Origin of the sequence: Marinospirillum celere, from assembly GCF_900112235.1 — a bacterium.
GTDB classification, from domain to species: Bacteria; Pseudomonadota; Gammaproteobacteria; order Pseudomonadales; family Halomonadaceae; genus Marinospirillum; species Marinospirillum celere.
Genome location: NZ_FOLH01000004.1, coordinates 221,888 through 234,618, shown reverse-complemented (window position 1 = coordinate 234,618; position 12,731 = coordinate 221,888). Strand labels below are relative to the sequence as shown.

At 50.6% G+C, this 12,731-nt stretch carries 14 protein-coding genes and 1 other RNA gene; 8 read left to right on the top strand and 7 right to left on the bottom strand.

Annotated elements, in window-relative coordinates:
• Window positions 1-6: 6 nt before the first annotated feature.
• The gene (gene fabB / locus BM185_RS10725) at window positions 7-1,227 is read left to right on the top strand and encodes a beta-ketoacyl-ACP synthase I (protein WP_091963348.1); all 1,221 of its coding nucleotides are present in this window, start codon (window positions 7-9) and stop codon (window positions 1,225-1,227) included.
• A 3-nt stretch (window positions 1,228-1,230) separates the two neighbouring features.
• On the opposite strand, the gene BM185_RS10720 is transcribed toward fabB, so the two are convergent.
• On the bottom strand, window positions 1,231-2,007 hold the full coding sequence (locus tag BM185_RS10720) for a lysophospholipid acyltransferase family protein (RefSeq protein ID WP_091963888.1): 777 nt from the start codon (window positions 2,005-2,007) through the stop codon (window positions 1,231-1,233).
• Window positions 2,000-2,812, bottom strand: a complete 813-nt coding sequence (locus BM185_RS10715) for a sugar nucleotide-binding protein (RefSeq protein WP_091963346.1) — start codon at window positions 2,810-2,812, stop codon at window positions 2,000-2,002. Before BM185_RS10715 ends, BM185_RS10720 begins: the two co-directional genes overlap by 8 nt.
• Window positions 2,813-2,954: 142 nt before the next feature.
• Here BM185_RS10715 and BM185_RS10710 point away from each other — a divergent pair, with 142 nt between their 5' ends.
• Entirely contained in the window at window positions 2,955-3,422 is a 468-nt protein-coding gene (locus BM185_RS10710; RefSeq protein WP_091963343.1) for a response regulator, read from the top strand.
• A gap of 63 nt (window positions 3,423-3,485) precedes the next feature.
• On the opposite strand, the gene ssrA is transcribed toward BM185_RS10710, so the two are convergent.
• Together ssrA and smpB are read right to left on the bottom strand one after the other, a co-directional pair.
• Window positions 3,486-3,847: a transfer-messenger RNA gene (gene ssrA, locus BM185_RS10705) on the bottom strand.
• A gap of 65 nt (window positions 3,848-3,912) precedes the next feature.
• Window positions 3,913-4,395 (bottom strand): SsrA-binding protein SmpB, encoded by a 483-nt coding sequence (smpB, locus tag BM185_RS10700; protein ID WP_091963340.1) that lies wholly within the window; start codon window positions 4,393-4,395, stop codon window positions 3,913-3,915.
• A 104-nt stretch (window positions 4,396-4,499) separates the two neighbouring features.
• Here smpB and BM185_RS10695 point away from each other — a divergent pair, with 104 nt between their 5' ends.
• Window positions 4,500-4,940 carry a type II toxin-antitoxin system RatA family toxin gene (locus tag BM185_RS10695; RefSeq protein ID WP_091963337.1) on the top strand — a complete coding sequence of 147 codons (441 nt, stop codon included), beginning with the start codon at window positions 4,500-4,502 and terminating at the stop codon, window positions 4,938-4,940.
• Window positions 4,933-5,217: an RnfH family protein gene (locus BM185_RS10690; RefSeq protein ID WP_342713697.1), complete on the top strand. Its 285-nt coding sequence runs from the start codon at window positions 4,933-4,935 to the stop codon at window positions 5,215-5,217. The genes BM185_RS10695 and BM185_RS10690 overlap by 8 nt, the downstream gene beginning before the upstream one ends.
• Window positions 5,218-5,222: 5 nt before the next feature.
• Here the strand turns inward: BM185_RS10690 and BM185_RS10685 are convergent, their stop codons facing one another.
• Window positions 5,223-5,585 (bottom strand): outer membrane protein assembly factor BamE, encoded by a 363-nt coding sequence (locus BM185_RS10685; protein WP_177203535.1) that lies wholly within the window; start codon window positions 5,583-5,585, stop codon window positions 5,223-5,225.
• 215 nt (window positions 5,586-5,800) lie between these two features.
• On the opposite strand from BM185_RS10685, the gene fur reads away from it, so the two are divergent.
• On the top strand, window positions 5,801-6,208 hold the full coding sequence (gene fur / locus BM185_RS10680; RefSeq protein ID WP_091963328.1) for a ferric iron uptake transcriptional regulator: 408 nt from the start codon (window positions 5,801-5,803) through the stop codon (window positions 6,206-6,208).
• A 28-nt stretch (window positions 6,209-6,236) separates the two neighbouring features.
• Here fur and recN read toward each other — a convergent pair whose 3' ends face one another.
• Window positions 6,237-7,895, bottom strand: coding sequence for a DNA repair protein RecN (recN, locus tag BM185_RS10675; RefSeq protein WP_091963325.1), 1,659 nt, complete (start codon window positions 7,893-7,895; stop codon window positions 6,237-6,239).
• Window positions 7,896-8,088: 193 nt separating this feature from the next.
• Between recN and grpE the strand changes: the two genes are divergently transcribed.
• The 3 genes from grpE to dnaJ all read left to right on the top strand — a co-directional run bounded on the left by grpE (window position 8,089) and on the right by dnaJ (window position 11,939).
• Entirely contained in the window at window positions 8,089-8,673 is a 585-nt protein-coding gene (grpE, locus tag BM185_RS10670; RefSeq protein ID WP_091963322.1) for a nucleotide exchange factor GrpE, read from the top strand.
• A gap of 94 nt (window positions 8,674-8,767) precedes the next feature.
• Window positions 8,768-10,702 (top strand): molecular chaperone DnaK, encoded by a 1,935-nt coding sequence (dnaK, locus tag BM185_RS10665; protein WP_091963319.1) that lies wholly within the window; start codon window positions 8,768-8,770, stop codon window positions 10,700-10,702.
• Between the two features lie 97 nt (window positions 10,703-10,799).
• A complete protein-coding gene (gene dnaJ / locus BM185_RS10660) occupies window positions 10,800-11,939 on the top strand; it encodes a molecular chaperone DnaJ (protein WP_091963316.1) in 1,140 nt (379 codons plus the stop codon).
• Window positions 11,940-12,018: 79 nt separating this feature from the next.
• Here dnaJ and bamJ read toward each other — a convergent pair whose 3' ends face one another.
• Entirely contained in the window at window positions 12,019-12,717 is a 699-nt protein-coding gene (gene bamJ / locus BM185_RS10655) for a BamJ family beta-barrel-assembly machinery protein (RefSeq protein ID WP_091963313.1), read from the bottom strand.
• Window positions 12,718-12,731 lie beyond the last annotated feature (14 nt).

Here is a 12,731-nt window from a genome sequence, read left to right as displayed (position 1 = left end):
CAAGTAATGAGACGAGTTGTAGTAACTGGCATGGGCATCATTTCCTGCCTGGGTGCCGATCAGCAAAGTGTTCTGGATGCTCTGAAAACGGGTCGTTCCGGAATCAAATTCAAGCAGGACTATGCCGACAAGGGTTTTCGTAGCCAGGTTGCTGGCAGCATCGACCTGAACCTGGATGAACTGGTTGACCGTAAACTCAAGCGTTTTATGGGTGATGCGGCGGCCTTTGCGTATCTATCCATGCAGCAGGCCATCGCTGATTCAGGTCTTTCCGAAGATCAGGTGTCCAATGTTCGCACCGGTTTGATTGCTGGCTCCGGTGGAGCCTCTTCTGCTAACCAGGTGGAAGCGGCTGATGTCCTGCGCGAAAAGGGTTTGCGTCGTGTAGGCCCCTATCGAGTGACCCGTACCATGGGCAGCACGGTTTCAGCCTGCTTAGCGACACCTTTCAAAATCAAGGGTGTTAACTACTCCATTTCTTCCGCCTGTGCTACCTCCGCACACTGTATTGGCAATGCCATGGAAATGATTCAATTAGGCAAGCAGGATGTGGTTTTTGCTGGTGGCGGTGAAGAAGAGCACTGGACCCTGTCCTGTCTGTTCGATGCTATGGGTGCTTTGACAACCAGCTATAACGACACGGCAGATAAGGCATCACGCCCTTATGACAAGAGCCGGGATGGTTTCGTCATTGCTGGCGGCGGCGGTATGTTGGTTCTGGAAGAGCTGGAACATGCCAAGGCTCGTGGCGCTAAAATTTATGGTGAGCTAGTTGGCTATGGTGCCACTTCTGACGGCTATGACATGGTGGCACCTTCAGGCGAAGGCGCGGCACGTTGTATGCAGCAGGCGATGCAGGGTCTCGATGGTAGCATTGACTACATCAATACCCATGGCACCTCGACGCCTGTGGGTGATGTTGCTGAGCTGAAGGCGATTCGTGAAGTCTTTGGTGATAAAACGCCAGCGATGAGTTCAACCAAATCGCTGACCGGTCACTCTCTGGGTGCAACGGGTGTGCAAGAAGCCATCTATTCCTTGCTAATGATGGAAAATGACTTTATTGCTGCTTCTGCCAATGTTGAAGACCTGGATGAAGCCGCTGAAGGTTTTGATATCGTCACGGGCCAGGTGCGTGAAGGTGTGCAGTTAAACCGAATCCTGTCCAACAGTTTCGGCTTTGGTGGCACCAACGCCTGCTTGGTTTTCCAGCGTTACCAGGGCTAGCTGTTAGCCCTCTTCTCTAGCTGGCCGAGGTATTGCTGATATCTCGGCCAGTTGCGTTTCTATCCAGGCTTGAGCCTCTTGGGTGACTTCATCGGCTCTACGGCCTTCAGTGGTTAGGGGTTTGCCCACCCGCACACTGAGTTCACCTGAATATTTAATCCAACTTTTAGAGTGCCAGTGCTCGCCTGCATTATGGGCAACAGGAATCAAGGGCGTGCCTGAGCGGCAGGCAATCATGGCTGCACTTTTACTGAAGGCTTTATAGCTGCCGGGTGCAACTCGGGTACCTTCTGGAAAAATCAGTACTGAGATACCCTCTTGAATCCGCTCGGCACCTACCTTAAGTACGATGCGAATCATTTTTGCTGGCTGGGTGCGATCCAAAGGAATGGGTTTCAGTAAACGTAGGCCCCAACCAAATATGGGCAGCTTTAGCAGTTCTTTTTTTAAAACCGTACAGGTCGGTGGCTTAAGCGTTTGTAAAAACAGGGTTTCCCATTCGCTTTGGTGGTTGGCAACCAACACAAAGGGTTGGTCAGGAAGATTATCCAGACCCTCAAAGCGATAGCGGATACCACAGGTAATGCCCAGCCAGAAAATGATAAAGCGGCTGTGCAGGTTGAGTAATTGAAAGCGCCAGCGCATGGGTAGTGGCCAGGCAATGAGAGCGAGAGGCGCCCCGATAAAGCCTAGAGCAAAAAAATAGCCAATATAAAATATAAGGCTGCCGATGGGCCTTGCTTTGCGTTCTTGTGTATTTTGAGAGGTTGTTTTATTCATGGGTGCTGCTGATTTCATTAAGTTGTTCCAGCAAGGTTGGCAGACAGGAACGCCAAGCGCGGGGATGAACACCGAAGTTTTCCAAGAGATGGCGACTGTTCATTCCTTGTCTGTTGGTACCCGAAGGATCGGCAGGGTAAGCGGGTGTCTTCAGGTAGCGGGCCAGGGTATGCAAGAGTTCAGTTTGGCTAACAGGTTCACTGCCTGCGTAATGATAAATACCCGAAGCCTGGGCTCCTGCATCTATCTGCAAGAGAATGCCCAGCAAAACCCGCGCAACATCATCCAAGGGCTGAAGGCCACGGTAGTCGATATTGTCAGGGGCCTTGTGCGCTTTGCACTTACTAACCAGTTGCGCAAGCCCGCCTTTAGGGTCGCTGCTTAACGAGGGTGGTGTGCGCAAAATAATGCTTTGCCCACAGCTAACGGCTTGCTTCTCAAGACTAGTTAACAGCTGGCTTAAAGGGCTGGTATTTTCTGGAATATCCAGTTCGCTAACCGCCTGCTGGCCAGGATTGAAAACCAAATCAGATGACCAAAGAACCAGCCTGGCCTGACGAGAAGTACACAGCTCAACAAGCTGGGGTAGCTTGTTTTGCCAGAACTCCAGTTGCTCAAGATCGGCTGCCAAGCCTACTTCACAACTTTGTCCTAAAGGTGCTACCAATAAGAAATCAAAGTCAGGGAGAGCAAGAGGTTGTGTTTGAGAATCACAGCAGACTATTTCCAGGCTGGCATAACGTTTTGCCTCTTCCTCCAGAGCCTGGAAGAAGGCCTGGTAGTCTGAAAGAAAAAGAAGACGCATTTTTATCCATCTACCCGGAACTAATAAAAAGCTAGTGTATCACAGGATAAGTCCAGATCTGGACAAGTAAAACTTGCTTTTGTCGCGTTGAGGACTAGCATGGTTTAGCAGATCAACCAATTTTTAGGGATGAATTGACGCAATGAGTGGAAGCCTTGCCCAAGCACTAAAATTACCTGAAGCCAGCTTAAAAGTACTTCTGGTTGAAGACGAGCCAGCGGACGCCCATCTGGTTCGCCTCGCATTTCGCGAAAGCCGTCTTGATATCGAGATTAACCAGGTTGTTGATGGTCAGCAAGCCTTGGACTTTCTGAACAAAAAGCCCCCTTTTGAAAATGCTTTTACCCCCAGCCTGATACTGCTGGATTTGAACATGCCCCGGATGGGCGGCAAAGAATTTCTGGCCGCTGCCAAAACCGACCCACAACTCAAGCGCTTGCCGGTTGTAATTCTCACCACCTCAAATGCTGAGCAGGATATTGACTACTGCTATGAGATGGGCGCTTCCGGCTTTATTACCAAACCCATCGATATTGACCAATTTATTCAGGTTATCAAAAGCCTGGGTGACTATTGGAGCAATATACTCAAGGTGCCAGGAAAGGCTTAGCGGTTGTTCTAAGTACAGCAGAAACAAAAAAGCCCTGAAAAATCAGGGCTTTTTTGTTTAATTTGGTGGAGACGGCGGGAGTTGAACCCGCGTCCGCCGGCACTCTGCCATCAGATCTACATGCTTAGTTTCGCTATTTGTTTTAACCGGCAACTCTCCAACGAACAGGATAGTTGACAGCGATCCCACAGTTTAGTTTTAGCAGCGCCAACGTGGGCTATCTTTGCTGCGATCCTATCTGGCTGCGCTCAATAATCTCAATCCGCCTGCGATAGGCAACATGGTTTCATGAGTAGCCTCAAGCGGCTAGAGCGTAAGAGTCGTCGTTTGCGACTATAACGTTGAAGCGATTGATTTACGAGAGCCACTTCACTCTCGGCATGCACCTCAGGTTTCGCTACCGGCGTCGAAGCCAGGACGTCCCCGTAAAGCTACGGCTGTAGTTTAACACAGCCAATTCATTAAACCACAGGTGTGCCTGAAAGTTCCGTTATTTATTCTGTTCGCGCAGAATACGGCTTTTCTGGCGTTGCCAATCCTTATCCTTGTCGGCTGCACGCTTGTCATGCAGTTGCTTACCCTTAACCAGTGCCAATTTGCACTTGACCTTGTTGCCCTTCCAGTAAAGGGAAAGAGGCACACAGGTAAAGCCTTTTTGATTGATCTTACCCAGTAGGCGAGCAATTTCTTTTTTGTGAAGCAACAGCTTACGGGTTCGTGTTGGGTCTGCAATGACATGCGTGGAAGCGGTATTCAGCGGTGTAATATGTGAACCCAGCAGCCAGGCTTCTTCATCTTTAATAAGAATATAGGTATCCGTCAGCTGGCATTTGCCCGCGCGCAAGCTTTTGACTTCCCAGCCGGCCAGTACCAGCCCCGCTTCAATTGTTTCTTCTATGTGATATTCGTGGCGCGCCTTGCGGTTGACAGCGATGGTGTTGCTGTCCGGTGCCTTTTTCGTTTTCTTACCCATAAACAGGCGAGTCCTATGTGTTTTCCTGAGTCACTGACAAGCACTGCAGAAATGCAGGCTCATGTTAGAATCCTTCACAAAATTGCTGTGAACTGGAGACAAGTATGAGCCGCATCAGCCGTTCGGCTTTGGTCATGCACTCGGCAAAAGAAATGTTCGAGTTGGTTAATGACTGTGAATCTTACCCGAAATTCCTTCCGGGTTGCAGTGATGCTCGCCTGATCGAGCGAAATGATGATTTTCTGATCGGTGAATTGGAGCTTTCCAAGGCAGGGATGAGGTATCGCTTTACTACCCGCAATGACCTGTATGAACCGGAACGTATTGATTTACAACTAGTTGAAGGGCCTTTCAAAAAGCTGCGTGGGCAATGGTTGTTCACACCACTGAATGAGCAGGCCTGTAAGGTTAGTTTTGAATTGGAATTTGAGATAGCTGGAAAAATGGTTTCTGCCGCCTTGTCCCCTTTGTTTAGCCAGATGGCTGCCAGTCAGGTGGATGCTTTTGTCAAACGTGCTGATGAGGTCTATGGAAAAAATGCCTGAAATCGAAGTGGCCTTTGGCTTGCCGGAAAAGCAAAAACTCTTGCAGCTTCAGGTGCCTGAAGGAACCAGTGTTCGCCAAGCAGCCGAAATGTCGGGCATGGAGGCCTTTTTTCCTGATTTAGACGTCAGTCAGGCAAAACTGGGAATTTTTGGCAAGCTGGTGGCCAGGCCTGAAGAGCAGTCAGTGCAGGCAGGTGATCGGGTGGAAATTTACCGCCCGTTGCTGATAGACCCTAAAGAGGTCAGAGCGAAACGGGCAGCCGCTGCCAAAAGCTGAAAGGCTTATTGCTGGGGTGGCTGTTGGGGCTCCGTTTGTTGAGGGTCAGGTTGCCCAGGCGGTGTAGGTACTTCTTCAGCCGCAGGTGCGCCTATTTCGGCGCTCGGGGTCAGCTGGTCCAGATTTTCCACATTGATCTGGTCTTCACGGCGGTCAATTCTGGCAACTCTGAGCTGGTTATCTGCACTCTGTTCAAAAAATACTGTGACTCGCTTACGGGCTTTCAGGTCCTGGCCTCTGCGTAGCTGATAGACGTAATCCCACTGATTGGGCTCACCCAGGGGCGTAAGTAGGGGGGATCCCAGTAGATATTTAACCTGGTCTTCGCGCATGCCAATTTCTAATTGGTCTATACTTTCCTGATCCATCAGGTTGCCCTGCTGGATATCCCTTTTATGAGGGGCAAGCCAGCTGCACCCACTGATAAAGAGTGTTACAAGAACAAAGGTGAGTATTTTAGTGGGTTTTTTCATAACAAATGGGTTTAACTCTGGTTCGCTTCAGTCAATAATAGGGGATTAATGATACTCAAAACTTCGCACATCTGCGAAGTCTTCTGATCACTTTAGCATAGAGAGTTCCAATGGCTGACGAAAATCAGGAATTAAGAAAGGCTGGCCTCAAGGTCACCTTGCCGAGAATCAAGATTCTACAGGTCCTGGAGCGCCACTCTGATGATCATTTGAGTGCTGAGGATGTCTATAAGTCCCTGATTGAGTCTGGAGAAGATGTCGGCTTGGCAACGGTCTACCGTGTCTTGACCCAGTTTGAAGCAGCGGGCCTGGTCGATAAGCACAACTTTGATGGTGGCCACGCTGTTTTTGAGCTATCCAAGGAAGATCATCACGATCACATGGTGAATGTAGAAACAGGTGAAGTGATTGAATTTTATGACGAAGAGATAGAGCGCCGTCAGCACCAGCTGGCTGAAGAGCAGGGTCTGGACTTGGTCGACCATGCGCTGGTGCTTTATGTCAGAAAGAAGCGTTAAGGTTTAACACTTGCTGGATAGAGCCGTCTTAGTGACGGCTTTCCTGAAGCATTTCTCTGGCATGCGCCAGAGTTGAATCCGAGAGTTTAACCCCACCAAGCATGCGGGCCAGCTCCGCTACCCTGCCCTGTTCATCCAGTAACTGCATCTGTGTTAGTGTGCTTTCTGCCTGGGTTGTCTTATGAATATGCAGATGCTGATCCCCCTGAGCTGCAACCTGAGGCAAGTGGGTAACGCAAAGAATTTGGCCGCGTTCAGCAAGCTGTTTGAGCAGGCGTCCCACGATTTCGGCAACAGCACCGGATATACCCACATCGACCTCATCAAACACCAGCGTGGGAATGCTGCTGGTTTCAGCGGTGACCACCTGAATGGCGAGACTGATTCTGGAAAGCTCGCCACCGGAAGCAATGCGAACTAGGGGCTTGGGTGGTTGCCCTGGATTGGGTGCAATCAGAAATTCCACTTCCTCTTTGCCCTGGGGTTGCGCTGTTTTCAAGGGTTGGAAGCTAACCCGGAATTGGCTTTTTTCCATGCCCAGATAACCCAGCTGTTGATCAATGGATTTTTCCAGTTGTTCTGCAGCCTGGTGGCGTTTTTGACTGATTTCATCAGCCAGCTGCCGGTAAAGTTCGGTTTGGGCTTCCAGTTCAGCCGTCAGCGTTTCCAGACTGCCCTCCCCACCTTCAGTAGCGGCCAGTTCCTGACGCAGCTGCTGGTGAAATTCAGGGAGTTCCTCCGCGGGCAGGTGATGTTTGCGGGCGGTTTGATAGATGCTATTCAGACGTTCTTCGACCCACTGCAAGCGTGCCGGGTCAATTTCCAGGCGACTTAGGTAGACTTCCAGATCATGGCTGGCTTCCTGAACCTGGATCAGTGCTTCATTGAGCAAGCCTTTGACATTATCCAGTGCTGGGGTGCTTAGGTTTTCAATGAGCTGTAGAGCCTGATTGATTTGTTGCAGGGCGGCTCCTTCTTCTTGGTGATCGCAACAATAAAGGGCTTCCTGGCTGGTGCGAATCAGGTTTTCTGCATTGGCCAGCTGCTGTTGCTCGGCTTCCAGCTCAGCCAGCTCTTCTTCACCTAGTGCAAGCTGATCAAGTTCTTCAACCTGGTAGCGCAGTAGCTGAATGCGGGCACGCTGGGCGTCGTCTTCCTGGCGCAGGCTTTCCAGGCGTCTACGTGTCTGCTGTAATTGCCGATAGCAGGCGGACAGGTGTTCGGCTTCTGATTGCAGGCCAGCATAGTCATCCAGTAGAGGAAGGTGGGTTTCCTTGCGCAACAGGGATTGATGGGCATGCTGACCATGGATATCCAGAAGGCATTCACCCAGTTCTTTCAGGTGATTGACTGGGCAAGGCTGGCCATTGATCCAGGCCTTGGAGCGGCCATTGGCCAAGAGGCTGCGGCGCAATATGCATTCATCGCTATCCAGGTCATGACTTTCAAGCCAGGCGCGGGCTTGGGGAAGTTGGCTGAGATCAAAGCGCGCCGAAATTTCAGCGCGTTTGGCACCATGGCGAACGCTGTCACTATCGGCCCTATCACCCAAAGCAAGCCCTAGAGCCTGGAGCAGGATGGATTTACCGGCACCGGTTTCCCCGGTGATGACGGTCATTCCCGGCCTGAATTCGAGTTCAAGCTGTTCGACTATAGCCAGTTGTTGGATACTCAAGCTGATCAGCATGGGTCTTCCCCCTGATTTTTTATACAGTAGATTTATAACTCAGTCGTCTTCAGGTAGCAAGTACCGGATTAAATTTTTATCGGCCCTTGAAACTGGCTGTGAGTGCCCATATTTATTAACTCACCCTTTATTGGTTACTTAATTGATTTTTGATCGGGCGGCGCTGATTCGCCCCGCTTACCCGGAGTGAGATATGAGCAAAGATGAGGAGCTCAAGCAGCAACAGGAAGAAGTTGAAGTTCAGGAGGCTGCAAAAGCAACAGCTTCAGAAGTCAGCCCGGAAGAAGAAATTGCTGGACTGAGTGCGCAAGTAGAAAGTCTTCAGCAGGAATTGAATGATGCCAAGGACCAGATGCTAAGAGCGGCAGCTGAAGCTCAGAATGTGCGACGTCGTGCGGAAGCCGATGTTGAAAAGGCACACAAGTTTGCGTTGGAAAAATTTGCACGTGAACTTCTGCCCGTTGCGGATAGCCTGGAAAAGGCAACCGAGGCTTTGGGCGAAGTGGAAGAGTCTCAAAAAGAAGGGGTTGAAATGACCCTTAAGCTGTTTAGAGATGTACTGTCCAAATTCAATATTGAGCAGGTTAATCCCATGGGAGAAACCTTTGATCCCCAGTTTCATGAAGCCATGAGCATGGTGCCTAACCCTGACCTGCCTGCTAATGCAGTCATGGATGTTCTGCAAAAGGGTTATGTTCTGAATAACCGCTTGTTGCGTCCGGCAATGGTCGTGGTTGCCACGGGCGGCGCGGCAAAAAAAATTGACGAAACGGCTTGAAAATAGCTAACCGCGCACAAATAAAGTAAGCAAGCACGCAGTTAAAAGTTTTTGACAGCTCGTTTTTTTGAATCGATTTATTGGAGAAAGAATTATGGGTCGTATTATTGGTATTGACTTGGGTACAACCAACTCTTGTGTTGCTGTACTTGATGGCGACAAGCCCAAGGTTATTGAAAATGGTGAAGGCGGTCGTACGACACCTTCCATCATTGCTTACACCGAGGAAGGTGAAATCCTGGTTGGGCAAAGTGCCAAGCGCCAGGCTGTCACCAACCCGCATAACACTCTGTATGCCGTCAAGCGCCTGATCGGTCGCCAGTTTGACGAAGAAGTTGTGCAGAAAGACATCAAGATGGTGCCTTATAAGATCGTCAAGGCCGACAACAATGACGCCTGGGTTGAAGTAAAAGGCAAGAAGATGGCTCCTCCCCAGATTTCTGCGGAAGTCTTGAAAAAGATGAAGAAAACCGCTGAAGACTACCTGGGCGAAGAAGTGACAGAAGCGGTTATCACCGTACCTGCCTACTTCAACGACAGCCAGCGTCAGGCCACCAAAGATGCTGGTCGTATTGCCGGCCTGGAAGTCAAACGTATCATCAACGAGCCAACCGCAGCTGCGCTGGCTTATGGTATGGACAAGTCGCGCGGCGACAAAACCATTGCCGTTTATGACCTGGGTGGTGGTACTTTCGATATTTCCATTATCGAAGTGGCCGATGTTGATGGCGAAACTCAGTTTGAGGTTCTGGCCACCAATGGTGACACCTTCCTGGGTGGTGAAGACTTCGACCTGCGTTTGATTGACTACCTGGTTGATGAATTCAAGAAAGACAGTGGCATTGATCTGAAAGGCGATCCTTTGGCCATGCAGCGCCTGAAAGAAGCCGCAGAAAAAGCCAAGATTGAGCTTTCTGCCAGCCAGCAAACTGAAGTGAATCTGCCTTACGTCACTGCTGACCAGTCTGGGCCTAAGCACCTGAATGTCAAAGTCAGCCGTGCCAAACTGGAAGCCCTGGTTGAAGAGCTGGTTGAGCGCTCTCTGGCACCTTGCCGTACCGCCCTGAAAGATGCCGGTGTTTCCGCATCAGAAATTGATGATGTGATCCTAGTCGGCGGTCAGACCCGTATGCCTCAGGTTCAGGCCAAGGTTGCTGAGTTCTTCGGTAAGGATGCACGTAAAGACGTGAACCCTGACGAAGCCGTGGCTGTGGGTGCTGCCATCCAGGGTGCGGTTCTGTCCGGTGATGTTAAAGATGTTCTTCTGCTGGACGTAACGCCGCTGACTTTGGGTATTGAAACCATGGGTGGCGTGATGACTTCTCTGATTGAGAAGAACACCACCATCCCTACCAAGAAGTCCCAGGTGTTCTCAACTGCAGAAGACAACCAGAATGCCGTGACCATTCACGTCCTTCAGGGTGAGCGCAAGCAGGCGGCACAAAACAAGTCGCTAGGCCGCTTTGACCTGGCTGATATTCCGCCTTCACCCCGCGGCGTACCTCAGATTGAAGTCACCTTCGATCTGGATGCCAACGGTATTTTGAATGTTTCTGCCAAAGACAAGGCTACAGGCAAAGAGCAGTCCATCGTGATCAAGGCTTCTTCCGGTCTGACTGATGAAGAAATCGAGCAGATGGAACGCGATGCCGAGGCACACGCTGAAGAAGACAAGAAGTTTGAAGAGCTGGTTCAGGCCCGTAACCAGGCCGATGGCATGATTCACGCTACACGCAAGACTCTTGCTGATGTCGGCGATAAGGCCGAAGCCAGTGAGAAGGAAGCCATTGAAAAGGCGATTACTGAACTGGAAGAAGCGCTTAAGTCAGATGACAAAGAGCAGATTGAAGCCAAGACGCAGGCACTGACTGAAGCTTCCGGTGGTCTGGCGCAGAAGCTCTACGCTGAACAGGCCCAGCAGGCTGAAGGTGCTGCTGGCGCTGAAGAAGCTCAGGCGGAAGATGCTGCCAAGGGCCCGGATGATGCAGTAGACGCTGAGTTCGAAGAAGTTAAAGACGACAAGAAGTAATAGGCGACCTTAACTTCACTAGGTAAGCGCGACGCGGGACTTAAGCTCCCGCGTTCGCGTTTGCAAAGGGTGGATAAACTTGCGGTGACAGAGAACCATGGCAAAACGTGATTATTACGAAATCCTGGGGGTCGAACGCGACGCCGACGAAAAGGCGATTAAAAAGGCCTACCGTCGTCTGGCGATGAAATACCACCCGGATCGTAACTCGGATGACCCCGAGGCAGTGGATAAATTTAAAGAGGCAACGGAAGCCTACGAAGTCCTGGCTGACCAGGAAAAAAGAGCGGCCTATGACCGCTTTGGTCATGCTGGCGTTGATCCCCAAATGGGTGCTGGCGGCGGTGGTGGTTTCCACGGCGGAGCTGGCAACTTCAGTGATATTTTTGGCGATATGTTCGGTGATATCTTTGGTGGCGGCGGCGGTGCACGTGGTGGCCGTGGCGGTGCTCAAAGAGGCTCGGACCTTCGCTACCAGTTGGATCTAGATTTGGAAGATGCCGTCCGTGGTACTTCCGTTAAGATCAAGGTGCCCACCTTAGAAGAGTGTGATCACTGTCATGGCAGTGGCTCTGAAGATGGTCGTGCCGAAACCTGTGGTACTTGTAATGGTATGGGTCAGGTCCGGATGCAACAGGGCTTTTTTGCTATTCAGCAAACCTGCCCCACCTGTCACGGTTCGGGCCAGGTGATTAAGAATCCCTGTAAGAAGTGTCATGGCGAAGGCCGGGTGCAGAATTCCAAAACGCTGGAAGTCAAAATTCCGGCAGGTGTGGATACTGGCGATCGCATTCGCCTGTCCGGTGAAGGTGAAGCGGGTCGTATGGGTGGCCCTACAGGTGATCTCTATGTGCAGATCAATGTTCGCCCTCATCCCATTTTTGAACGGGATGGAGCCAACCTCTACTGTGAAGTGCCAGTTAGTTTTGTTGATGCAACCCTGGGTGGCGAATTGGAAGTGCCCACTCTGGATGGTCGGGTGAAACTGAAAATCCCTGCTGAAACCCAAACGGGTAAGCTTTTCCGTTTGCGCAGCAAGGGTGTTAAACCGGTCAGAGGTGGTCCGCGCGGTGATCTCTTATGCCGGGTTGTACTGGAAACTCCTGTGAACCTGACCGAATCACAAAAGGACTTGCTGCGTGAATTTCATGAAGGAACCCGTGCTGAGAAGCATTCACCCAAGAAAAGCCATTGGTTTGATGGTGTGAAAAAGTTCTTTGAAGATATGAAGCCTTAACGGCTGACTGGAAATAAAAAAAACCCGGCTATCAAGGCCGGGTTTTTTTATAGTAAACAAGTGAGTTAGTCAGGACTTTTTAATCAGTTACTTCCTGAAGCTCAACCTTGAAAATCAGGGTTTCATTGGGGCCTATGGCACCACCTGCGCCCGCTTGTCCATAAGCCAGTTCTGCAGGAATATAGAGTTCCCACTCACTGCCTGCTGGCATGAGTTGTAGAGCTTCCTGCCAGCCTTGAATCACCTGGTTGACCTGAAAGCTGACCGGCTCGCCACGTTGGTAAGAGCTGTCAAATACCGTTCCATCAATCAAAGAGCCTTCGTAGTGAACCTTAACGGTGGAGCTGCTGGAAGGAATTTCGCCATCACCCTGACTAATGACTCGGTACTGAAGACCGCTTTCGGTGACTTCAACGCCTTCTTTGGTTGCGTTTTCTTCAAGAAATTCCTGGCCCCTGGCGAGGTTTTCTCGGGCACTGCTTTCTGCTTCCAATTCAGCCTGCTGCATCAGTTTCTCTTGCAAGTTTTCTAAAACTTCAGCAATTTCCTGATCATTCAGGCGAGGTGTTTCTCCACTATAAAGGTCTTGCAGAGCTTGACTGAAGCTTTCAATATCAAGATCACGCACATCCTGCTGCAGTTGGCGACCCACCATAATGCCCAGGCTATAGCCGATACGTTCTTCCTCAGTGCTGGGTGCAGCCATAAGGGTTGCAGGCAAGGCCAGTGTTAGGCTCAGGGACGTGGCCAGAGCAACCCGGCTCAGTGGTTTCAACATGCTTACTCCTTTAT